Below are 21736 nucleotides of genomic sequence, written 5' to 3' on the forward strand. Positions count from 1 at the left end.
GGCATATATGTTTAGTGCAGAACTCGTTATTGTCCTGCTGGCTATTTATCTGGGAGCCAGACTCGGGGGCATCGGCATCGGTTTTGCCGGTGGCCTGGGCGTCCTCGTCCTGACCCTCGTCTTTCAAATTCAACCCGGCGCGATCCCCTTCGACGTCATCGAAATTATTATGGCGGTTATCGCCGCTATCGCCGCTATGCAGGTCGCCGGGGGGATGGACTATCTGGTCAGCCTCGCCGAACGAATGCTCCGGCGTCATCCTAAATACATCACCTTTCTCGCCCCGCTGGTCACCTGGTTTATGACCGTGCTGGCGGGAACCGGGCATACCGCGTTCTCCACTCTGCCGGTTATCACCGAAGTGGCGAAAGAACAGGGCATCCGTCCCTCACGCCCGCTCTCCATCGCCGTGGTAGCCTCGCAGATTGCGATTACCGCCTCGCCGATTTCCGCGGCAGTGGTGTTCTTTGCCGGGATCCTGGAACCGCTGGGTGTGAGCTACCTGACCCTGCTGGCGATCTGTATTCCGGTAACCCTGGTTGCCGTCATGCTCACCGCCATCGTATGTAACTTCCTCGGCTGTGAGCTCAAAGATGATCCTGTCTACCAGGAGCGTCTGGCAAAAGGGGAAGTCAAACTGCGCGGTAGTCAGGTGTTTGAGCTTAAGCCACACGCCAGACGCTCCGTATTGCTGTTCCTGGTCGGTATCGTGGCGGTGATGTTCTACGCCACCGCTATCAGCGACACCGTTGGCCTGATTCAAAACCCGGTCCTGCCGCGTAATGAAGCGATTGTGGTGTTTATGCTGACCATCGCCACGCTGATTAGCATCACCTGCAAAATCGATACCGGTGAAGTGCTCAACGCCAGCACGTTTAAATCCGGGATGAGCGCCTGCGTCTGCGTTCTCGGCGTCGCCTGGCTGGGAGATACCTTCGTCAAAGCGCATATTAGCGATATCCAGACCGTCGCGGGCGACCTGCTGCACAACTATCCGTGGCTGCTGGCGGTGGTATTATTCTTCGCCGCGACGCTGCTTTACTCCCAGGCCGCCACCACCAAGGCGCTGATGCCCGCTGCGCTCATGCTGGGCGTGACGCCGCTGACCGCCATCGCCTCGTTTGCCGCCGTCTCCGCGCTGTTCGTCCTGCCAACCTACCCGACTCTGTTGGCAGCAGTCGAAATGGATGACACCGGCTCGACCCGCATTGGCAAATACGTCTTTAACCATGCCTTCCTGATCCCCGGCGTGATCGCCATTACGCTGTGCGTGATCCTCGGGTTTATTTTTGGTGGCATTCTGCTGTAAATCTCTTCAAATTCGGGCCAGATCCTGGCCCGTTTCGTTAATCCCTTTACCTTGCGTGCTATAGTGCCTCTTTTCGCTGATACGAGGTTCACGATGACTACGCCTGATGCTGTTGTTGTACTCTGTACCGCGCCGGATGAAGCAACCGCCCAGGATCTGGCGGCCAAAGTGCTCGCGGAAAAACTCGCCGCCTGCGCTACTCTCCTGCCGGGAGCGACTTCGCTCTACTATTGGGAAGGGAAGCTGGAGCAGGAGTATGAAGTGCAAATGCTGCTGAAAACCGATCTCGCCCACCAGCAGGCGTTGCTGGACTGCCTGAAGTCCCATCACCCGTATCAAACCCCTGAACTTCTGGTTCTGCCCGTCATTCACGGAGACAACGATTACCTCTCATGGCTCAACGCATCATTACGCTGATCCTGCTGCTTTGCAGCACATCAGCCATTGCCGGACTGTTCGACACACCTGGCCGTTCGAACTTTGTTTCTGCTGATCAGGCTTTCGCCTTTGATTTTCAGCAGAACCAACGCGACTTAAATCTGACCTGGCAAATCAAGGATGGTTACTATCTCTATCGCAAACAGATCAAACTGACGTCCGCCGATGCGACGTTTACCGAACCCTCTCTGCCGTCAGGCGAATGGCATGAGGATGAGTTCTACGGCAAAAGTGAAATTTACCGCCAGCGCCTGAGCGTACCGGTAACCCTCACTCAGGCAGCCGCAGGCGCGACCCTTACCGTGACTTATCAGGGCTGTGCAGATGCCGGTTTTTGCTATCCGCCAGAAACTAAAATCGTGCCGCTCGGCAAGGCGCTCGCACTCTCCAGCAGCGACGCTGTAGCCCCGAAGCTCAACCCGCCTCTGCCACTGGAAACGCGCCCGGCGCTACCGGTAGAGTCGCCGTCTGATCTTTCTTCCCCGGCCCCAGATAACAAAGACTCCGACCTGCCCTTTACCGCGCTATGGGCGCTGTTAATTGGTATTGGCATCGCGTTTACCCCCTGCGTGCTGCCGATGTACCCGCTAATTTCCGGCATCGTGCTGGGTGGTAAGCAGCGGCTTTCCACCGCCCGCGCCCTGCTGCTGGCGTTTATTTACGTTCAGGGGATGGCGTTAACCTATACTGCGCTGGGACTGGTGGTCGCCGCTGCAGGTTTACAGTTCCAGGCAGCGCTACAACATCCTTATGTGCTAATCGGTCTATCGGTGGTATTTATCCTGCTGGCGCTATCGATGTTTGGTCTGTTTACGTTGCAACTGCCTTCATCGCTGCAAACGCGTCTGACGCTGATGAGCAACAAACGTCAGGGCGGTTCGCCGGGCGGCGTATTTGCGATGGGGGCGATTGCCGGACTCATCTGCTCGCCTTGCACGACAGCCCCGCTGAGCGCCATTTTGCTGTATATCGCCCAGAGCGGTAATCTGTGGCTTGGCGGCGGAACGCTGTATCTCTACGCGCTCGGTATGGGGCTACCGTTGATCCTGGTGACCGTATTCGGCAACCGCCTGCTGCCAAAAAGCGGCCCGTGGATGGCTCACGTCAAGACCGCCTTTGGTTTTGTGATCCTCGCCCTGCCGGTATTTTTACTGGAACGTATCATCGGCGATCTCTGGGGCCTGCGGCTTTGGTCGCTGCTTGGCGTCGCCTTTTTTAGCTGGGCGTTTATTACCTCGCTTGGCGCCACCCGCCCATGGCTGCGCATTGTGCAGATTGTGATGCTTGGCGCCGCGCTGGTCAGCGCACGTCCGTTACAGGACTGGGCTTTCGGCACAGCAGTCGCCCAACAGCAGGCGCATCTGGAATTTACCCGCATCAATAATATCGCCGAGCTCAACCAGGCGTTGACGCAGGCTAAAGGCAAACCGGTGATGCTCGATCTGTACGCCGACTGGTGCGTGGCCTGCAAAGAGTTCGAGAAATACACCTTTAGTTCGCCTGACGTACAGCAGGCCCTAAAAGATACCGTTCTGTTGCAAGTGGATGTCACAAAGAACAGCGCTGAAGACGCGGCTCTGCTGAAGCACCTGCAGGTGCTTGGCCTACCCACGATTCTGTTCTTCAACGAACAGGGAGAGGAACAGCCCGCACAGCGCGTTACGGGTTTTATGGATGCTGCGGCATTCAGCGCCCATTTGCGCGATCGACAACCGTGAGCGACACTTTAGGAGGAAAAATGGAGGAGAAGACCGTGCAACGTGAAGATGTCCTGGGTGAAGCCATCCAAATCCTCGAAATCGAGGGTATCGCGAACACCACGCTGGAAATGGTCGCCGAGCGCGTGGCTTACCCGCTCGATGACCTCAAGCGTTTCTGGCCCGACCGCGAAGCCCTGCTGTATGACGCGCTACGCTATCTCAGCCATCAGGTCGACGTCTGGCGTCGTCAGCTATTGCTGGACGACTCGCTAAGCGCGGAGCAGAAACTGCTGGCGCGTTATGCTGCGCTGACCACATGCGTGAGCAATCATCGCTATCCAGGCTGCCTGTTTATTGCTGCCTGTACGTTCTATCCGGACGCCCAGCATCCGATCCATCAGCTTGCTGAGCAGCAAAAGCAGGCTTCGCTGGCCTACACTCATGAATTGCTTAGCCAGCTCGAAGTTGACGATCCGGCAATGGTCGCGAAGCAGATGGAACTTATTATCGAAGGCTGCCTGAGCCGCCTGTTGATCAAACGCAGTCAGGCCGATGTCGATACCGCACGTCGCCTGGCGGAAGACATTTTGCGTTTTGCTCAGTGCCGAATGGGCGGGGCTCTAACCTGATTCCGATATCTTAACCGATACATCACGCATATAATTTCCCCCTCACGGATATGCTGACAGGGTTTTATATGCGTTCTCTTCTTTGGGTTGCCATCATGGGGCTGTGTTCGACACCGCTTCTGGCAGCTTCCCCGCAAGGTTTTTCTTTCGCGCACAAAGACTGGGAACTTGCCTGTGACAACACCGGTACCTGTCGGGCTGCGGGCTATGGCACGACAATGGGTGAAGTCAGCGTCTTGCTGACACGCAACGCGGGCGAGGCACAGCACGTCATCGCCCTCGCCACCTTCGCCCAGACCGAGCACGATATTCCGCCCGATGCGACGGTGAATTTATTCATCGACGGTCAGGATAACGGCGCGCTTGATGCCAACGACGAGAGCCATTTTCGCTTTGACGATACCCAGACAGCGGCTCTGATTCAGGCCCTGGAGCACAACGGCAAAATTGAGCTGGCGCTTAACGACGAGCGCAAGCAGCTCTCCAGCACAGGCAGCAGCGCCGTATTTCTGAAAATGGATGAGTTCCAGCAGCGCCTGGGCACCGCCGATGCGCTGCTGCGTAAAGGCGATGCAGGAGATGACAACATCCTGGCGGCAACGCCTGCGCCGGAAATTATCGCCGCGCCTGTCATTCACAATGCAGCAACCACGACGCTAACGGCAAAGCAGCGGCAAAAACTTCTCCCACAGCTGGTCCCTTTGCTCAACAGCCATTGCGATGACTGGCAGAACGCTGATATTCCGGCATCGGAGCGCCAGCTCACCGCCACCCCGCTGGATAAAAGCCACACGCTGATCAAGACACTATGCTGGCGCGCGGCCTATAACGACGGCTACGCCGTATGGGTCGTGGATAAAACGCTGCTGACCCAGCCTCAACTGGTAACCACCGACGCCTCCAGCTATGCCGATGGCGTTATCACCTTTTTCCACAAAGGCCGCGGTATCGCCGACTGTATTAGCGGAGAAGAGCGCGTCTGGGATGGCAAAACGTTTGTCCAGAGCCTGAAATACACTACTGGCGACTGCCGTGAAATCGCCCCCGGCGGCGCGTGGATGCTGCCAACGTTCGTTAGCCAGGTGATCCCAAAGCAGCAGAAAGATGCCGATAACAGCGCACTGAAGGCGCTATACAACGCCGTATTAAAAGAGCAGCAGGCCAACCCGGAGTTGGATCTAAATAAAATCGCCGAACAGTTTCCCCTCAGCGGTCATGTCAGCCATTTTACGCTGGCCTATGCGGATGACTCTCTGGTCTCGACGACGAAGCCCTCCGCCGATATTAGTGATGATGAGTGGCAGGCATTTCTCCAGTCCGATATCAGCGCCGACTCCGAAAACGGCAAAGTCAGCTTTACGCTAGTGGACCTCGACGGCGACGGCAGACGCGATTTAATCATCGACAGCTACGTCGGCGGCACGGGCCTCTTTAGCTACACCGGCGTATTAAAACGCGGGGATGATGCTTTTGATGCGGTCAATAACGACGACAGCGGCAACGGCGATGACTTTGACGCAGGCGTTCCTGGTGCGCTCTATTCCCTGAACGGCCGCGGAGCGAACCAGTGGAGCCACTGGGTAAGAATTAACGGCCAGGTTTACGCGCTTTGGTACAACGGCCAGTTTGGCGAAGATAACCTCTATCTATTGCGCCCTTTTAGCCCCTCCAGCAGCACCCCGGCGGTGACAATTCGCTATCGCTACACCCTCGACGACATCAGCTCGCCGGAGAAAGACCAGCCGCTGACGCCTGCACTGAGCGACGGGGAAAAGTCAGATCTGCTGAAGTCGCTGGAAGTGATGCAGAGCAGCCTGCTGAAGGATAAGCCACAGAGCGACAGCGACGCGCCGATTTGCCCTATCCCCCCAGGTACATCAGCCGACGATGCGGACAGCTACTACAGCGGCGTGGCATCTAATTATATTTATGAAACCGTGGCTTACATTCCGGTTTGGCTGAACGAAAAATGTTTTATCGGTACCATCTTTAGCCACCACGGTGCATACCGTCACGGCGTTGATGCGGAAATCACCATCAGCTCGCCGCGCGATGACGAAGACATCGTTGGCGACTACAACATATCCGGGCTGCGCCGCGCTATCTCGGTAACCAGCGGCTGGAAAACCCGCGAAGGTGATAACGGCATGATGTGATTTTAAGCAAAAAAGCGCCTTCGGGCGCAGAATTGCCGTAAAGTTAAGCAACCGGTAGATAAATCGAGAAATTTGATTGACGGATCGTACGGATTACGGTTTAATGCGCCCCGTTGCCCGGATAGCTCAGTCGGTAGAGCAGGGGATTGAAAATCCCCGTGTCCTTGGTTCGATTCCGAGTCCGGGCACCACTTTCACTTCAATGTACGTCTCCCAAACATCACAAAACTCAAGTATAATCACTGCTATACGCCACTTTCCAACATTACGAACTCCACTGACCTCAACTCGATTCTCTCTAAATCAAGTTGCATCCGGGGGCTTTTCAGGGGGCTCTTTGTGTTCAATGAAAATTGAGGCCCCCATATGGCACTGACAGCCCGGCAGGTCGAGACCGCCAAGCCTAAAGAGAAGGACTATAAACTCTCTGACGAACGTGGCCTTTTTCTCCTGGTAACCACCACCGGAAAACGCTACTGGCGTATGAAATACCGTATCGCCGGTAAAGAGAAAAAGTTATCTATCGGTGTTTATCCTGAAATCTCTCTGGCTGACGCGCGTGTAAAACGCGATGAAGCCAGAAAAGTGATTGCTGATGGCGGCGATCCGAGTGAGAAAAAGCAGCTCGAAAAACTCGCCAAAAAAATATCCGTCGTAAATACCTTCAGGGCACTCGCCATGGAGTGGCATAAGCATAAGTGTATCTCATGGTCGGAAAGCTACGCAGAAAGCGTTCAGGAGGCGCTGGAGAAGGATATTTTCCCGTATGTGGGCAAACGCCCTGTCGCTGAGATCCTGCCTCTGGAGATGCTGGAAGTTTTACGGCTGATTGAAAAACGCGGTTCGCTGGAAAAATTACGTAAGGTCCGGCAGTACTGCAATCAGATCTTCCGTTACGCCATAGCAACAGGGCGTGCGACGATTAATCCAGCTGCGGAACTGACCGGTACTCTGACCGCACCAAAGACCGAGCACTTCCCTCACCTACAGGCATCCGAGTTACCCGCGTTCCTTGCCAGTCTGGCTAATTACCATGGCAGTTGCATTACGCGTATGGCAACCAGTCTGCTGCTACTGACGGGGGTTCGTACGATTGAACTTCGCGCTGCAGAATGGCAAGAGTTTGATCTGGAGAATGCATTGTGGACAATCCCCGAAAGCCGGATGAAAAAGCGCCGCAAACATCTGGTGCCTTTGTCAGACCAGGTTCTGTCGATCCTGCTGGAACTCCGCACTTATACCGGTCAGTATCAACTCGTGTTTCCAGGGCGCTGCAACATCAACAAACCGATGAGTGAAGCCAGTATCAACATGGTTATCAAACGTATCGGCTACGATGGTAAAGCTACCGGACACGGCTTTCGCCACACTATGAGCACCATTTTGCATGAGCAGGGGTTTAATACAGTCTGGATCGAGATGCAGCTCGCTCACGTGGATAAAAACAGCATTCGCGGCACATATAACCATGCACAGTATCTGGATGGAAGACGAGAAATGATGCAGTGGTACGCTGATTATATTGACAATCTTCTCAGTTCATCGACAAAAAGTTAGTGGTTGTTCACCCGCACCTGAAGGTGCGGGGAACGTAATTCTTTTATTTTTTGTTTGTTCTATAACCTTCTGGCATATTTACCGCGCTGTATGGACTTAAACGTGAAGCGATCCAGTACTGCTTTCCCTGTCGGAGCAAGTTCAGGTAAGCAAGACGTTCGGTCAGATCACGCCGTATTGTTTTTTCGCAAATGCTAAATTCGTCAGCAAGGCTCCTGACGGTCAGTGACTCGCCATTGTTGAGGCGGGTTGACCTGATCCCCGTTGATTAATACACCGCGATGTTTGTAATGTCTTCATCAGCAACGTAAGCGATGAGATGGTCTACCCCCTCCTTCACGGCGACTCTCAATACCGTCATGATGGTGGTAATTCAATCAGCGTTGAAAGGGTGAGAAACCATGTCAAGGCTGAACATTATTGGAATTGATCTTGCGAAAACAAATTTTTATCTTTTCAGCCTTTCACCGGAAGGGAAGCCTGGTGGAAGGATTAAGCTCTCTCGTGAAAAGTTGATTGGCTGGTTTACGACACAGTCCAGGATGATTGTCGCCATGGAGGCATGTGGTGCTTCTCATCACTGGGCCAGAGAAATTCAAAAGACGGGGCATGATGTTGTGATGCTACCCGCTCAGCACGTCAGGGCTTATCAGCGTCGCCAGAAAAACGACTATAACGATGCTCAGGCCATTGCCGAAGCCTGCTGGCACGGAACAATTCGCCCAGTTCCGGTAAAAACGCTATCTCAGCAGGATGAACAAACCTTTTTAAAAATGCGACGACTTGTTTCTGAAGAAAGAACGCAGTTAATCAACCATATCAGAGGGTTAATGGCAGAGTATGGTATTGTTTTGCGTAAAGGCGCAACTGAGCTTCGACGTAAATTACCCGAGTTGCTTGAAGATGCAGAGAATGGATTTACGCCCCAGATGCGTGAACTGTTACAACGGCAATATCAGCGGCTGGCGGCTCTGGATGATGAACTCATATGGTATGACAACCGACAGCGAAAAAATGCCGCCGGGGATTCAGTATGCCAGCGCCTACTTTCTATTCCGGGTTTTGGTCCACTGGTTAGTCTGGCAGTGAAAAGCTGGATGGGTGATGGAAAACAGTTTAAAAGAGGTCGGGATGCTTCAGCGGCTCTTGGGTTGGTTCCACGACAATTCAGCACAGGGGGGCAACAGGTTCTTCTGGGGATCACCAAATGTGGAAACAGCTACGTCAGATCAATGCTGATACATGGTGCCCGAGCTGTTTTGTTCAGATCCGCAGGCAAAACGGATCAACTTAGCTCATGGGTTAACCTGGTCCGGGAGAAACGAGGATTTAACAGGGCAGTCGTCGCCCTGGCAAATAAGTTAATTCGTATTGTCTGGGTTATTATCACTCGTAATGAAGTTTACCGGGTTTCGGTAGCATGAAATAAGAAGTTGAAACAGGGTAATTTATACCGTTAACTCCAGCATTGCGTAGAAAGCAGAAACGATGAAAAACAGGTCAAACCTGCATATCGAAAACCTGGGATCGGGGCTTGGCCAGAATTAATCAAGGCCGTGTAAGCGTTAAGGACGATATGCGCGAATGTTTCATCAAGGCCAGAAGCAGTAGCTTCATCAACAGGCCGAATATACGAAAGCAAACCTGTTACTTTCATTGTCACTGCGTTCTTGCAATACGGGGGAAGACCATATAGGTCCCCCTATTAAGAAGCGTTTTTACAACAAAAACCTTCACATGACCGAACGCCGTTTTCCATTCAGGTTACAAAGTGCCTCATCAGCACGATAAACCTCGGCACGGAAGGCTATTCACTTCACATTTAGCATTCTCAAGTACTTACTTTTTCTATTCACGCAGGAAACACAGTGGTATTGTTTTAAGCTAATATCGATGATGTGATACGTACCACCAAACATTGGATGGTAACTTGTTGCTTTCATGAGCCATTTTCCGTACAGCTGAAAGCGCAATCGACGCAGGGACTTAAAATGACCGGAGTATCTAGCGATCAATACGCTGCTGGTGAACAGGGCTTAGGGTATATCTATCAGCCTCGTTTTGCGCTACTTAAGCTTCTTCAGTGGCCAGAAGATACATCTGTTTTGATCGAAAAAGATGATGACCTAGACTTCGTTAGTTTTGATGGTGTCAAAACACTGGCATCGCTCAAACACAAAGGGGATGGGGATACTCTAACCGACCTGTCTACCGATTTTTGGAAGTCAGTCCGCATCTGGCTTGACCGCTATAATCGTGATGGTAAAACCGAAGCAAATCTTCGTTTCTTTTTGTTTACGACCGGATCTATCTCAAACTCCTCGTTCCTGCAACACTTCTTAGTCGAACCGCCAACAAAAGACGATAATTCAGTATCAATAACTCAACTCACCAACACAGCTCTGGCTAGAAGCAAGTCAAAACTGATCACGGCAATAGCCGATGAGTTCAATAAACTGACTGATGAGCAAAAAGATGACTTCTTATCACGGATAATCATATTTGATGGCGGGCCTCGCATTGAAGACCTCCCAACAATTATCAAAAATCAACACATGCGTATCATTAGACGCGATAACCGAGACGCTATTTTTGAACGACTTGAAGGGTGGTGGAATAACACGATAGTCGATCTGCTAACAGGGAAACGTAAAGAGGCGATTTTTGGTTATGAGATTTCCGACAAACTTGCAGCATTTTCTGAAGAGTACAAATCGGACAATCTGCCGATTACGTTCAGAGGAAAAATTCCCGTTGGAGAAATCGATGCGATGAATGATCCCAGGCTCTTTGTTGTGCAACTCCGTGAAATAGGGGTTTCCTCTAATCGTATCCGAAACGCTATTCTCGACTACTACCGAGCATTTGAGCAGCGTTCTTCATGGGCGCGTGAAAACCTTTTGGTAACAGGAGAGATGGAAGATTATGAAGACCGCCTTGTTGATGAATGGAGTCGCTATAAAGACGTAGTTTTTGAAGAATTAGATGAAAATTCAGCTGACGAAGTACTTATTACTGCGGGAAAAGCATTGTATCAATGGGCCGATCTTGAAAGTGGTAATATTCACTCATTGCGAATCCGAGAACGAGTGACTGAGCCTTATGTAGTTCGAGGAGGATTTCACATCCTTGCGAACAGTAGACCACTACCCAAAATTTTCTGGCATCCCCACTTCCTAAATAGAATTGGGCAATTGTTGGGAGCCCAAGCATGAAGCAATGGGATCAGCGTCCATTCGAGATAAGGAATCTTTTCAATCCTGCATTTTGTGGTGTTGTACTATTCAGAGCAATGCAGAGCTACGAAGAGGAAAACTCACAGGGCATGCCATTTTCTCTCGCTCTTTTAGTTTTACCATTATGTCTGCAAAAAGATTCTCGCCAAGTGTTTGCTGAAAATCCTCGCCGCTACCTTTTGAAAACTATAGAAAACAATCCCAAATTACTCATTAATTTTGCTAACCGCGTCAATAATATGCTGCCATTTACGCTTGAAGCTTTTGGAGTGCTCATGGAACGAGGATGTTTTGTCGTAACGCAAGACGGCCGATTGAAAACAATACCTAATAAAGTTCGCAAATCGGTCATAGGGACTGAAGAATCAATCTCATGCCAGCGTGTCGCGCGCTATATAGGAAAAGAATTTGCCCGTATTGCAGATCGCGTTACGGTGTACACGACCTTTGGAATACGCCCATGAAAATTAAGTCGATTCATGTCTACAGCCATGATGGCCAACGTCGGGACCTGCAATTTAAGGTTAATGGTTTAAATGTCATTACTGGCCGTTCCTCAACCGGTAAATCAGCTCTTTCTGAGATCATTGAATACTGTATGGGTCGATCTACTTTTAACGTACCAGAAGGTATTATTCGCGATAAAGTGTCATGGTTCGCAGTCATTTATCAATTTTCACAGGAACAAGTACTAATCGCGAAACCAACACCAAATGCAGGAGCCACAAGCTGTGGCACCGTTATGCTGCGACGAGGAAATGAACTGACCGCACCAAATTTCAAAGACCTCTCGGTTAACACCGATGATGATTCTGTAGTCGCACTGTTGTCACGATTACTTGGCATCCGCGAGAACCGTACAGACGTGGCAATTGGGCACAGCAGAGAAAGCTTTGAAGCAAACATCAAGCATACTTTTTATTACCTTTTCCAAAAGCAGGGCCTTGTAGCAAATAAAGATCAACTTTTTTATCGACAAAATGAGGCATTTCAGCCACAAGCTATTCGCGACACATTACCGATTCTTTTAGGTATTTCATCAAATGATCGCTATGAACTTGAGGCCAAACTCCGAACAGCACAACGAGATCTGAAAATCAACGCCAAACGTCTTGAACAAGCTCGCGATACAATCGATACATCACTGCTAAAAGGTTCTGGGCTTTTATCTGAAGCCAGAGCCGTGGGTATCATCACACAAGACAAAGAGAGAATCGGAACTGACGAAGTAATTGATGTTTTGCGTTCTGCAATGCAATGGATTCCGTCCCCCCTACCTGAAGACGATGGACATAGAATATCCATTCTTGAAAATGAAATTGCTGGTTTACGACAAGACAGACGTCAGACCCAGTCCCGAATTGATTCTGCTCGGATGTATGCCAAGCAATCAGGTAATTTTGAAAACGAAGTTTTAGAGCAGCAAGACCGATTATCTTCTATCAAGGCTCTACCGAAAAATCCGGAAACTGGTGAATGGCAATGGCCATTCTGTGAAGCAAATTTAGCACTGGAATCTCCAATTGCTAAAGCACTCCTGAGCGAACTAACAACTCTCGACGCTGAAATGAGCATTGTGGCTGGCCAACGCCCTAAAATGGATGTTTATCTTACTGAACTAGAAGATGAGGTTCAGACCATTGTAAGTTCGATAAGAGCCAAAGAAGTGGAGCTTGCTGCGGCAATCGCGGCAAACGAAGTTATTGAGCAATTAGGCACACGCAATAATGCTGCGGCAAGAGTAATTGGTCGTATAAGTTTGTTCCTTGAAGACCTTGTACCTAACTCAGAACTGGCCACATATGAAGCAGAAAATCGTCGTCTAAAGCTCAAAGTCGAAGACCTACAAAGGAAATTTGGAGCTGATAGCAGCCATGAAAGACTCATATCTATTCTGAATAACATTTCGTCACAGATTACACGCTACATCCAGGCTTTTGATGCAGAATTTCAGGGGCTCCCTGCACGGTTTGATCTAAGCCAAATGACTATTATCTTTGATCGTACAGATCGTCCGGTACCAATGAGTCGAACTGGCGGTGGCGAAAATCATCTCGCTTATCACCTGTCTGCCTTGTTAGCCCTTCATCTCTTTGCTTCAAAGAACAATTGCCCCATTCCTCAGTTTCTTTTAATTGATCAGCCTACCCAAGTTTATTTCCCTTCTGAAAAAATTTACCAGGAAGCTGATGGTACTGTTCAGAAAACGGAAGCTGATGCTGACTTAGCAGCAGTACGTAGACTGTTTGCGTTACTGCTGAAGTTTACACAAGAAGAAGTCCCAGGCTTCCAGCTTATCGTGACAGAGCACGCAAATCTTCGCGACCAGTGGTTCCAGGATGCTTTAACCGAGCTTCCCTGGACCAAGCCCCCTGCCCTGGTACCAGAAGACTGGCCTTTACCGTCAGAATTACCAAATTAAGCACGAGTTTTGAAAATCCCCGCATCTTTGGTTCGATTGCGAGTCTTGCACCAAATTCATATCAACGGACCTCCATGGTGGTCCGTTTTTGCATTCTAAGCCCGCCGAAATCAACACTTCTACAATACCTTAACTCCGCCTGACCGTAAGCGCACCGTGAAGGACGTGGGGTAAAAATTAGTTTACAGAGAGGGTGACGTTCCAGGGCAGCAGTTCTTTCACGCGGTTGGCGGGCCAGGTGTTGATGACGCTGATCACATGGCGCAGCCAGGCTTCCGGCTCGATGCCGTTAAGTTTGCAGCTACCGATCAGGCTGTACATCACTGCCGCACTGTCACCACCACCATCAGAGCCGAAGAACATGTAGTTACGGCGCCCCAGCGCAACCACCCGGAGGGCGTTTTCATACTGAACCGCCCCGGTTTTCCTGGAGAGAGTTAAGTTCGGAAGTTCAGGCTGCCAGAACCTTGTTCCCGATGGAAGCGTAATACGCTTTTTCTGCCTCTATCGGAGGGATGTGACCAAGTCGTTCCAGCAACCGACGATTGTTGTACCAGTCCCCCCATGCCAGCGTAGCCAGTTCCACTTCTGAGCGCTTCTTCCAGGCCTGACGGTGGATGACCTCCGCTTTGTACAGACCGTTGATACTCTCCGCCATCGCGTTATCATACGAGTCACCGGTACTCCCCGTGGAAGCCAGCAGCTCTGCATCCTGCAACCGCTGCGTGTAGGCCAGCGAGACATACTGAGAGCCTTTGTCGCTGTGATGGATGGTGCCCGAAGGTCGCCGTGACCACAGTGCCTGTTCCAGCGCATCCAGGACGAACGACGTTTCCATCGATGATGAGACCCGCCAGCCCACGATGACGCCAGCGAACACGTCGATAATGAACGCCACATAGGCGAAGCCCTGCCAGGTGATGACGTAGGTAAAATCTGCACACCAAAGCTGGTTGGGACATTCCGCTACGAACTGGCGGTTTACCCTGTCCTGTGCTGCGGTATCTCTGCGACTGGTTGTGGTGCGGACTTTTTTGCCCTGGAGCACGCCTGCGAGCCCCATCAGTTTCATCAACCGTACCACTGTACATCTGGCCACGCCGATGCCCTCCCGCTGTAACTGACGCCAGACCTTGCGGGCTCCATAGACGCCATAGTTATCGTCGTACACCCGCTGTATCTGCACCTTCAGAAGCGCATCACGCTGCGAGCGCAGGCTGTGTTTTTCCGGCGATTGCTGACGTTGCTGATGCCAGTAATATGTCGACGGGGCAATATCCAGCTCGCGGCATACCGGCCCGACCCCGTGGGCACCACTCAGACGTTCGAGCAGTGGCATTATTTTTTCCAGTGGCGGTCGAGCTCCGCCTGAGCAAAATAGGCTGATGCCTGACGCAGAATATCATTGCTGCGACGCAACTCCCGGTTTTCCCTCTCCAGCTCTTTTAAACGTTGACGTTCGTTACTGGTCAGCTCGCCATCACCAGTCCTGACGGGGCTGATACCACCGCGTAAGTCATTTCTGTGCTGGCGTAGCCAGCCTTTCAGGGTATCGTAATGACAACCAATTTTTGACGATATGGCACGGATAGCATCCGGTTCAGAGTCATATTCATCAAGATGCTCAATGAGCATTCTGACAGCGCGCTCACGTAATTCCGGCGGGTAACGATTAGCTGATTTTGATTTCATCAGGGATCTCCTTTTACTGAGAGTTTAGTCTCCAGGATTCCCGGGGCGGTTCAATCGAAGAAGCAATACGGGGCCTCCCTGCAACTGAGCGGCTGGCAGCCAGGCAGTCCCGAAGTAAGCCGCTGCTGATATCCCTGCATGACTGGTTAGTGGAGAAAAGCGCCACTCTGTCGAAAAAATCCCGTCTGGGCGAAGCGTTCGCTTATGCCCTGAACCAGTGGGATGCGCTGTGCTACTACTGTGATGATGGCCTGGCAGAGCCTGATAACAACACAGCCGAACGAGCCCTTCGTGCCGTCTGTCTTGGGAAAAAGAATTTTATCTTCTTCGGCAGCGACCACGGCGGTGAGCGCGGAGCCCTGCTGTATGGTCTTATCGGAACATGCAGGCTCAATGGTATCGATCCGGAGGCCTACCTTCGCCATATCCTGAGCGTACTGCCGGAATGGCCCAGCAACAAAGTGGCGGAACTGCTGCCATGGAACGTGGTTCTTACCGATAAATAACCGTCAATACGGCGCTCGTTTAACGCTTACACATTCCGGCGGTGATCGCGTTGCGTATTCTGGCGGAACGTGAACGCTATTTCTGGTTTTGCGTGAACGCGTATTCCGGCGGAAAATACCCCGATTTTGCACCATGACCAGAATCACTGTTCATTTTGCCAGAATCGGTGTTCACCCGACCGGAATTGCCGTTCACGTTGCCAGAATCATTCTTAACGCATTGATTTTTGATGCTATATCTATCCCTTTTATTCCAGGGTGTGATATATGCCAAACAAGAGAATCGCAATGCATAAAATCCATGAAATTTTAAGGCTGCGTTTTGAAGTCGGCCTGTCCTTCCGCCAGATAAGCCAGTGCGCAGATGTCAGCACGGGTGCCATCCAGAAAATGCTCAAACGACTTGAAGCCGCTGGGATCTCCTGGCCACTTCCGGAAGGAATGTCAGAGCCCCTACTTGCCAGTCTGCTTTATCCTGAGTCTGACAGTCGTCCTGGCGCGCTGGAGGATCCCGACTGGGCTGAAATCCATATGGAGCTGCGTAAAAAGGCGTCACCCGCCACCTGCTGTGGGAGGAATACTGCCAGAGGATGCCGGTTCGGGCGTACAGCTACTCGCAGTTCTGCTGCCGCTACCAGACCTGGTGCCAGTCACAGAAACGCTCCATGCGCCAGCAGCATCTTGCCGGTGAAAAATGCTTTATCGACTATTGTGGACCCACAGTGTCGGTTATCTCACCTGAGACGGGTGAATGCCGGCAGGCCCAGATCTTCGTGGCGGTGCTGGGCGCATCAAACTACACCTTCGCGGAGGCTACCTATACGCAGTCGCTGTCAGACTGGCTTCTCAGCCACGTCAGGATGCTGGAGTTCTTCGGTGGAGTCCCCGAAATCCTGGTTCCGGATAACCTGAAAAGCGGGGTTAGCAAAGCCAGTCGTTACGATCCCGAACTGAATCCCTCCTATCAGCAGCTGGCTGAGCATTATCAGGTTGCGGTGATACCTGCCCGCCCCAGAAAACCCAGAGACAAGCCGAAGGCGGAAGTTGGCGTTCAGATCGTCGAACGCTGGATCCTGGCCCGGCTCCGTCACCAGGTCTTCTTCTCGCTTGCTGAGCTGAACCACTGTATCCGTACGCTGGTAACCGGGCTCAACGAACGTCCCTTCAAAAAACTGCCGGGCAATCGCCGTGAGGCCTTCGAAAGGCTGGACAAAACTGTGCTCAGGCCATTACCGGTGCAGCAGTGGCGCTACCGGCACATCAAAAAAGCGAAGGTGAATATCGATTATCACGTGGAATATGAACAGCATCACTACTCAGTCCCCCATCAGCACGTCGGTAAAACGGTGGAGCTTCATGCCTTCGACAACCTGCTTGAAGTCTGGTCTGACGGGCAGATGATCGCCAGTCACCCGCGGCGTCTTCATCCGGGCAACAGTACGGCAGCAGAACATATGCCGGAGCGCCATCGTCATCATCAGCAGTGGACGCCAGAGCGGCTGAAAAGCTGGGCGGCCGGTGTGGGCTCCGACACCTTCACGTGGGTCAGCGAGCGTCTGGCTGAAAAAGCGCATCCGGAACAGGCCTATCGCCTGTGTCTGGGGCTGCTGAGCCTGACGCGTGAATATCCTTCTGAGCGCGTCAATAACAGCTGTCGGCTGGCCAATGCAGAGGGGTTAACCCGGCTGAAGCAGATAAAGTCGATCCTGAAGAATAACCGCGACCTGGTTCCGGCGGACAAAGATCTGCACCCGTCCCGGGAGCTTCCTCAGGAACATGAAAACATCCGTGGCCCACGCCACTTCCACTGAAACAAGGGATCCGATAATGCCACATACGCTGATGAAACAGCTGACAGAAATGAAACTGACGGGAATGGCGGCCGCGCTGTCCTCACAGATGGAGCAACCCGGCACTTACGAAGAGCTCTCCTTCAGGGAAAGACTGGCGTTGCTGGTCACGCGCGAATCACTCGAAAGGGATCAGCGTAAACAGAAACGTCTGCTACAAAAAGCCCGCCTGAGGCTTGAAGCCTCGGTCCAGGACATCGACTACCAGCCAGCGAGAAACCTGGAACGTTCTCGGATCGCTCAGCTAAGCCAGAACGAATGGGTGGTCAGGGGGCAGAACCTGCTGATAACCGGCCCCTGCGGTTGCGGCAAAACCTATGTGGGCTGCGCCCTTGGCAACAACGCCTGCCAGCAGGGTTACAGCGTACAGTACTGGAGACTGAACCGGTTGCTGGTTGAACTGACGCACAGCCGCGCAGACGGTAGTTACCGAAAGCAGCTGGCTCAGCTGTCAAAAACGCAGCTGCTTATCCTGGATGACTGGGGCCTTGAGCCGTTGCTGCCAGCGCAGCGTAACGATCTGCTGGAACTGATGGATGACAGATACGGAAAGAACGCCACGGTGATGATAAGCCAGCTGCCAACGGATGAGTGGTATGGCTGCGTTGGCGATAACACGCTGGCAGACGCGATCCTTGATCGTCTGATGCATAACTCCCACCGGCTGGAAATGAAGGGTGAGTCGATGAGAAAACGACTGGCACAGGTTGACTGAAAGTGAACGGTCGGTGTAATAAAAAGAAGTTAGGGCGCGTTAGGGAATAACGCGTTCACGTTCCTCCGGAATAACCGTTCAACTTCGCCAGAATACGCACGCGTACTTAATCAGTAGCCGTAACATCATAAACCCTCACTAATCCTGTAAGTTAACTTGCCCTGCACCGACCTATCTCCCCAGCGCAATCCCGGTTTCGCGGTGTCTGTTACGGCCGTATTTTCTCATTTCTCGTCAGCCACAGTGAGGCTCTTTCAAGAGCTGGGTTGTATGAAAACGACAAAAACACAGCCGACAATAATTTACAAAATAACTTGTTGACCCTGTATTTACTACAGGGTTTTTAATACACATCAACAGGTGAGACGGCGATGACGCCGGTATCACCAGATGACCAGATGACCAGATAACCCAAGGAATATGACCATGAAAAACATCAAACTGCTTGCTGCTGCCGGTATGCTCTCCGTAGTTTCTTTCTCCGGCTTCGCCCAGTCCGTCAGCGTTACTGCTGACACCCTGAACAACGCGGAAGCGAAAATTGCCGCTATCGCCCAGGAATCCGGTGCTTCGTCCTACCGCATCACCAGTGCAGACCAGAAAAACGTTGCCCGCGTGACTGCAGTACTTGATAAGTAATCCGGGACGGTATTACCCTGAACCTGAGCAGTAAACGCGTGAGATGGTCGCAGAGGGAACTGCCGGACTGACTGCCACTATAGTGGGGGTCACCTCCGGTTCCGCCGGCGACCTCACATGCGGACACACCCTCCAGGACAACCCTATCCCTGTTGTCCGTTTTCCTTGATGACTGTTTTAGTCAGGTTACCCCCAGGTAGCCTTTTTTTTTGTCCTTATCCCACCAGAAAAAACAGCGTAAGGGTGTTGACCCTGTATGAACCACAGGGTTTTTAATACACATTAACAGGTGAAACGGCGATATCTGATGAAGAGGAATATACAGATGAAAAAATTTAGCGTGACTGCAGTACTGATTCTGACTGGCATGCTCTCATCCGGAGCTATGGCAACCTCGTTCCTGCCGGAAACTTGCTCGGATATGGACATCTCTGTCCGGACAGACTATGTCAACCATGAAGACGTGAGCCACGTCTTTGACTGTCAGCCAGTGATCTGATGTAAAAAAACGGTCGGATTAATTTTCCTTTTAAGTGCGTTAGTGCCTTTGAATTTTTTTCGGGTCCAGAACTTCACCGCGGTCAGACCCAGCGGGAGCCCTGATGTCGTCACTGCCAGGCTCGAATGCATCAGGATCCCACAATTGACACCTGCATCATTCCCCATCTTGATTAGGTGTGATTGCCTGCAAATCCTACTGCATCAGGGTTATCCCGGTGGTAGCCAAATGTTGTGGTGTCCTGAAGCAGTAGAATCTTCTCACCTTGCAGCGCATATATCCTTTGACTGGTAGCCTCGGAATGTCCCTGCAGCAGGTGCTGCTCATCAATCCTGTCACTGGAAAGGAACCGGTAAGCGGCTTTTGTTGCTGCATTATCCTGGCAGGCAAAAGGGAGGCTGTTGCCCATCCCCCGCCAGAGTTTTTGCATGAGACTTTTAAAACGACTGGCACGGCGGCGATCGCTAAAGACAGAAGAATTAATTTCCTCATCGAGCCATGAAAGCGAAGTCTGTTCCTGATTAATCATTCAACCATCCCTGAAAGTAATTTAGCTGATTATCATAATGATTACCTTAATATAATTGTGGGTAGTTGCAAGTCTCGCTGGACGCTTACAATTAACCCAATTCGCTTGATACATCAGATTGATTCCCTCCCTGAAAACAGTGCCGGTCTAAACGGAAGTCTCCTGTCTTACAACCAGCAGAAACACGGTGCATAGGGCCAATCCATGGTATAAGCAGTCAGTCTGAAAAAAAAAGTCTTGACCCTGTAGCCACTTCATGGTTTTTGATATGAACTGGATTCGTACTTAGTGCAGCGGTAAACAAATACCTCATTATTTTCTGCCATTTTCCCTTCGTGTTACCGCGTATATTGATATCAGGCAAGCTAAAGGAATTACCTGAATGAGAATAGTTACACTCGTAATATCTGCTGTAGCTTTGATGCCGGGAGTTACAGTCCCTAATGCGATAGCCGGTTTTATTGAAGACAGTAAGGCCAATCTCACACTCCGCAATTTCTATATTAATACAGATAATCGCAGTGGGGACGGGTTCAGTAAACAGGAAGAATGGGGACAGGGGTTCATCCTCAATTACGATTCAGGTTATACTGAAGGGCCAGTGGGATTCGGACTGAGCACTCTGGGGCTACTGGGCATCAGACTTGACGGAGGAGGTAAAGCAGGCTCACCGGCGTCAGGTCGGCAACCCGGTACAGTATTTCCGCTAGACAATGATGGCAGAGCGGTTCATCAGTTCGGTAGCCTGGGGGTTACCGGCAGGGCAAAAATATCTGATACGGAACTCCGTTATGGAACGCTTCAGCCCAAAAATCCCGTCGTTATATACAACGATGCCCGCCTTTTGCCCATGACATATCAGGGAGGACAAATATCATCAACAGATATCGACGATCTGAGTCTGACCGGCGGCGTTCTCACACATACAAAAGGACGTAACTCCACAGATATGCGCGGAATGTCCATTGCCGGAGCCAATGGAAGTGGTCCCACTTCACGGAGCAGTAATCGTTTTTATTTCGCCGGTGGTGACTATACTCTTATGAAAGACATGACTCTCTCATACTATTACGGTGAGCTGGATAATTTTTACAGACAAAACTATATCGGACTGGCACATAACCTGAAAATCGTTTCCGGGAACCTGAAATCAGATATTCGTATATTCATCAGCGATGCAGACGGAAAGAACGGAAGTGCTGCAGGACGGAGTGCCGGATATGTAAGTACTGGTTATTACGGAAATAATCGCACAAAGGGAGAAGTGGACAACAATGTTTATAGCGGTCAGTTGACATGGTCTTCTGGAGGTCACAGTGTGAGCAGTGGTTATCAGTGGCTGACGGGGAAAAGTGACTTTCCATATCTGAATCGTGGTGATGGAGAAGGAACAAGCACCTGGTTAATTACTGATGCACAATTGCTAAAATTCAGCAGGGCGGGGGAGCGAACCTGGCTGGCACGGTACGCCTATAATTTTGCTGATGCAGGGCTCAAAGGGCTGAATCTAAGTATCCTCTATCTGAACGCCGATAATATTGATACCGGGAATGGGCGAAAGGGGGAATGGGAACGGGATATTGCCCTGAGTTATACTATCCCCGAGGGAATACTTAACGGACTTGGCATCTCCGTAAAAAATGCCACAATGCGCAGCGCTCTGCCTGACACAAGTAGAAAAGGCTCTGCTGGACAGCGTGACCAGGATGAAACCCGGGTTACAGTCAGTTATACCCTTCCTCTTCTCTGATATAGTGTTTCCGGTCTGTTGTGCTGTTGAGCAGGACAGACCGGAATGACGTTCGCAGGCAGCAGAAGATTTATATCTGGCTGTCAGTCCGGTAGTTATTTCTGTCCCG

17 protein-coding genes, 1 tRNA gene, 3 pseudogenes and 1 other annotated feature are annotated in these 21736 nt (G+C 51.3%); of the genes and pseudogenes, 17 read left to right on the top strand and 4 right to left on the bottom strand.

The genetic code is table 11. The annotated features are described in order from the left end of the window. Positions 1 to 7: 7 nt before the first annotated feature. From DA718_RS26605 to DA718_RS26635, 7 genes are all read left to right on the top strand, one after another. Entirely contained in the window at positions 8 to 1309 is a 1302-nt protein-coding gene (locus DA718_RS26605) for an anaerobic C4-dicarboxylate transporter (protein ID WP_110274511.1), read from the top strand. 93 nt (positions 1310 to 1402) lie between these two features. After that, positions 1403 to 1726, top strand: a complete 324-nt coding sequence (cutA, locus tag DA718_RS26610; RefSeq protein WP_112216238.1) for a divalent cation tolerance protein CutA — start codon at positions 1403 to 1405, stop codon at positions 1724 to 1726. Next, positions 1702 to 3465: a protein-disulfide reductase DsbD gene (locus DA718_RS26615; protein ID WP_112216239.1), complete on the top strand. Its 1764-nt coding sequence runs from the start codon at positions 1702 to 1704 to the stop codon at positions 3463 to 3465. The genes cutA and DA718_RS26615 overlap by 25 nt, the downstream gene beginning before the upstream one ends. Positions 3466 to 3500: 35 nt before the next feature. Beyond that, complete coding sequence (locus DA718_RS26620) at positions 3501 to 4076, top strand: transcriptional regulator (RefSeq protein WP_112216244.1); 576 nt, start codon at positions 3501 to 3503, stop codon at positions 4074 to 4076. 68 nt (positions 4077 to 4144) lie between these two features. Next, positions 4145 to 6232 carry a DUF1176 domain-containing protein gene (locus DA718_RS26625; protein ID WP_112216240.1) on the top strand — a complete coding sequence of 696 codons (2088 nt, stop codon included), beginning with the start codon at positions 4145 to 4147 and terminating at the stop codon, positions 6230 to 6232. A gap of 115 nt (positions 6233 to 6347) precedes the next feature. Continuing rightward, positions 6348 to 6423: transfer RNA gene (locus tag DA718_RS26630), tRNA-Phe, on the top strand. Between the two features lie 175 nt (positions 6424 to 6598). Further along, a complete protein-coding gene (locus tag DA718_RS26635; RefSeq protein ID WP_016154414.1) occupies positions 6599 to 7789 on the top strand; it encodes a tyrosine-type recombinase/integrase in 1191 nt (396 codons plus the stop codon). Positions 7790 to 7832: 43 nt separating this feature from the next. Here DA718_RS26635 and DA718_RS26640 read toward each other — a convergent pair whose 3' ends face one another. Then, positions 7833 to 8048 (bottom strand): DeoR family transcriptional regulator, encoded by a 216-nt coding sequence (locus tag DA718_RS26640; RefSeq protein ID WP_223822565.1) that lies wholly within the window; start codon positions 8046 to 8048, stop codon positions 7833 to 7835. Between the two features lie 142 nt (positions 8049 to 8190). Here DA718_RS26640 and DA718_RS26645 point away from each other — a divergent pair, with 142 nt between their 5' ends. From DA718_RS26645 to DA718_RS26660, 4 genes are all read left to right on the top strand, one after another. Next, positions 8191 to 9213 carry an IS110 family RNA-guided transposase gene (locus tag DA718_RS26645; RefSeq protein ID WP_016154415.1) on the top strand — a complete coding sequence of 341 codons (1023 nt, stop codon included), beginning with the start codon at positions 8191 to 8193 and terminating at the stop codon, positions 9211 to 9213. A 567-nt stretch (positions 9214 to 9780) separates the two neighbouring features. Next, on the top strand, positions 9781 to 11004 hold the full coding sequence (locus DA718_RS26650) for an ABC-three component system protein (protein WP_016154416.1): 1224 nt from the start codon (positions 9781 to 9783) through the stop codon (positions 11002 to 11004). Beyond that, positions 11001 to 11489, top strand: a complete 489-nt coding sequence (locus tag DA718_RS26655) for a three component ABC system middle component (RefSeq protein WP_016154417.1) — start codon at positions 11001 to 11003, stop codon at positions 11487 to 11489. Before DA718_RS26650 ends, DA718_RS26655 begins: the two co-directional genes overlap by 4 nt. Continuing rightward, positions 11486 to 13447, top strand: a complete 1962-nt coding sequence (locus DA718_RS26660; protein WP_016154418.1) for a DUF3732 domain-containing protein — start codon at positions 11486 to 11488, stop codon at positions 13445 to 13447. The genes DA718_RS26655 and DA718_RS26660 overlap by 4 nt, the downstream gene beginning before the upstream one ends. Before the next feature lie 177 nt (positions 13448 to 13624). Here the strand turns inward: DA718_RS26660 and DA718_RS26665 are convergent. Both DA718_RS26665 and DA718_RS26670 read right to left on the bottom strand, forming a co-directional pair. Further along, positions 13625 to 13852, bottom strand: a pseudogene (locus DA718_RS26665) (transposase domain-containing protein); the annotation flags it as partial. Between the two features lie 46 nt (positions 13853 to 13898). Then, a protein-coding gene (locus DA718_RS26670) for an IS3 family transposase (RefSeq protein ID WP_162838707.1) occupies positions 13899 to 15139 on the bottom strand; the annotation gives its coding sequence in 2 pieces (ribosomal slippage) (positions 13899 to 14824 and positions 14824 to 15139; 1242 coding nt in all). Then, positions 14715 to 14831 (bottom strand) — a sequence feature (AL1L pseudoknot). It overlaps the preceding gene by 117 nt. A gap of 50 nt (positions 15140 to 15189) precedes the next feature. On the opposite strand from DA718_RS26670, the pseudogene DA718_RS26675 reads away from it, so the two are divergent. The 5 genes and pseudogenes from DA718_RS26675 to DA718_RS26695 form a co-directional block, all read left to right on the top strand. Continuing rightward, positions 15190 to 15645: pseudogene (locus DA718_RS26675) on the top strand (IS66 family transposase); the annotation flags it as partial. A 267-nt stretch (positions 15646 to 15912) separates the two neighbouring features. Further along, a pseudogene (gene istA / locus DA718_RS26680) lies at positions 15913 to 17456 on the top strand (IS21 family transposase). Between the two features lie 13 nt (positions 17457 to 17469). Further along, positions 17470 to 18210, top strand: coding sequence for an IS21-like element helper ATPase IstB (istB, locus tag DA718_RS26685; RefSeq protein WP_269150626.1), 741 nt, complete (start codon positions 17470 to 17472; stop codon positions 18208 to 18210). A 426-nt stretch (positions 18211 to 18636) separates the two neighbouring features. Then, on the top strand, positions 18637 to 18849 hold the full coding sequence (locus tag DA718_RS26690) for a YdgH/BhsA/McbA family protein (RefSeq protein ID WP_016154425.1): 213 nt from the start codon (positions 18637 to 18639) through the stop codon (positions 18847 to 18849). A gap of 307 nt (positions 18850 to 19156) precedes the next feature. Beyond that, entirely contained in the window at positions 19157 to 19348 is a 192-nt protein-coding gene (locus DA718_RS26695) for a hypothetical protein (protein WP_045890344.1), read from the top strand. Between the two features lie 172 nt (positions 19349 to 19520). Here DA718_RS26695 and DA718_RS26700 read toward each other — a convergent pair whose 3' ends face one another. Beyond that, on the bottom strand, positions 19521 to 19877 hold the full coding sequence (locus DA718_RS26700) for an IS4/Tn5 family transposase DNA-binding protein (RefSeq protein WP_016154428.1): 357 nt from the start codon (positions 19875 to 19877) through the stop codon (positions 19521 to 19523). A gap of 382 nt (positions 19878 to 20259) precedes the next feature. Here DA718_RS26700 and DA718_RS26705 point away from each other — a divergent pair, with 382 nt between their 5' ends. After that, on the top strand, positions 20260 to 21627 hold the full coding sequence (locus DA718_RS26705) for an OprD family outer membrane porin (RefSeq protein WP_016154429.1): 1368 nt from the start codon (positions 20260 to 20262) through the stop codon (positions 21625 to 21627). Positions 21628 to 21736: the final 109 nt, after the last annotated feature.

This window comes from Klebsiella huaxiensis, from assembly GCF_003261575.2.
Taxonomy (GTDB): Bacteria; Pseudomonadota; Gammaproteobacteria; order Enterobacterales; family Enterobacteriaceae; genus Klebsiella; species Klebsiella huaxiensis.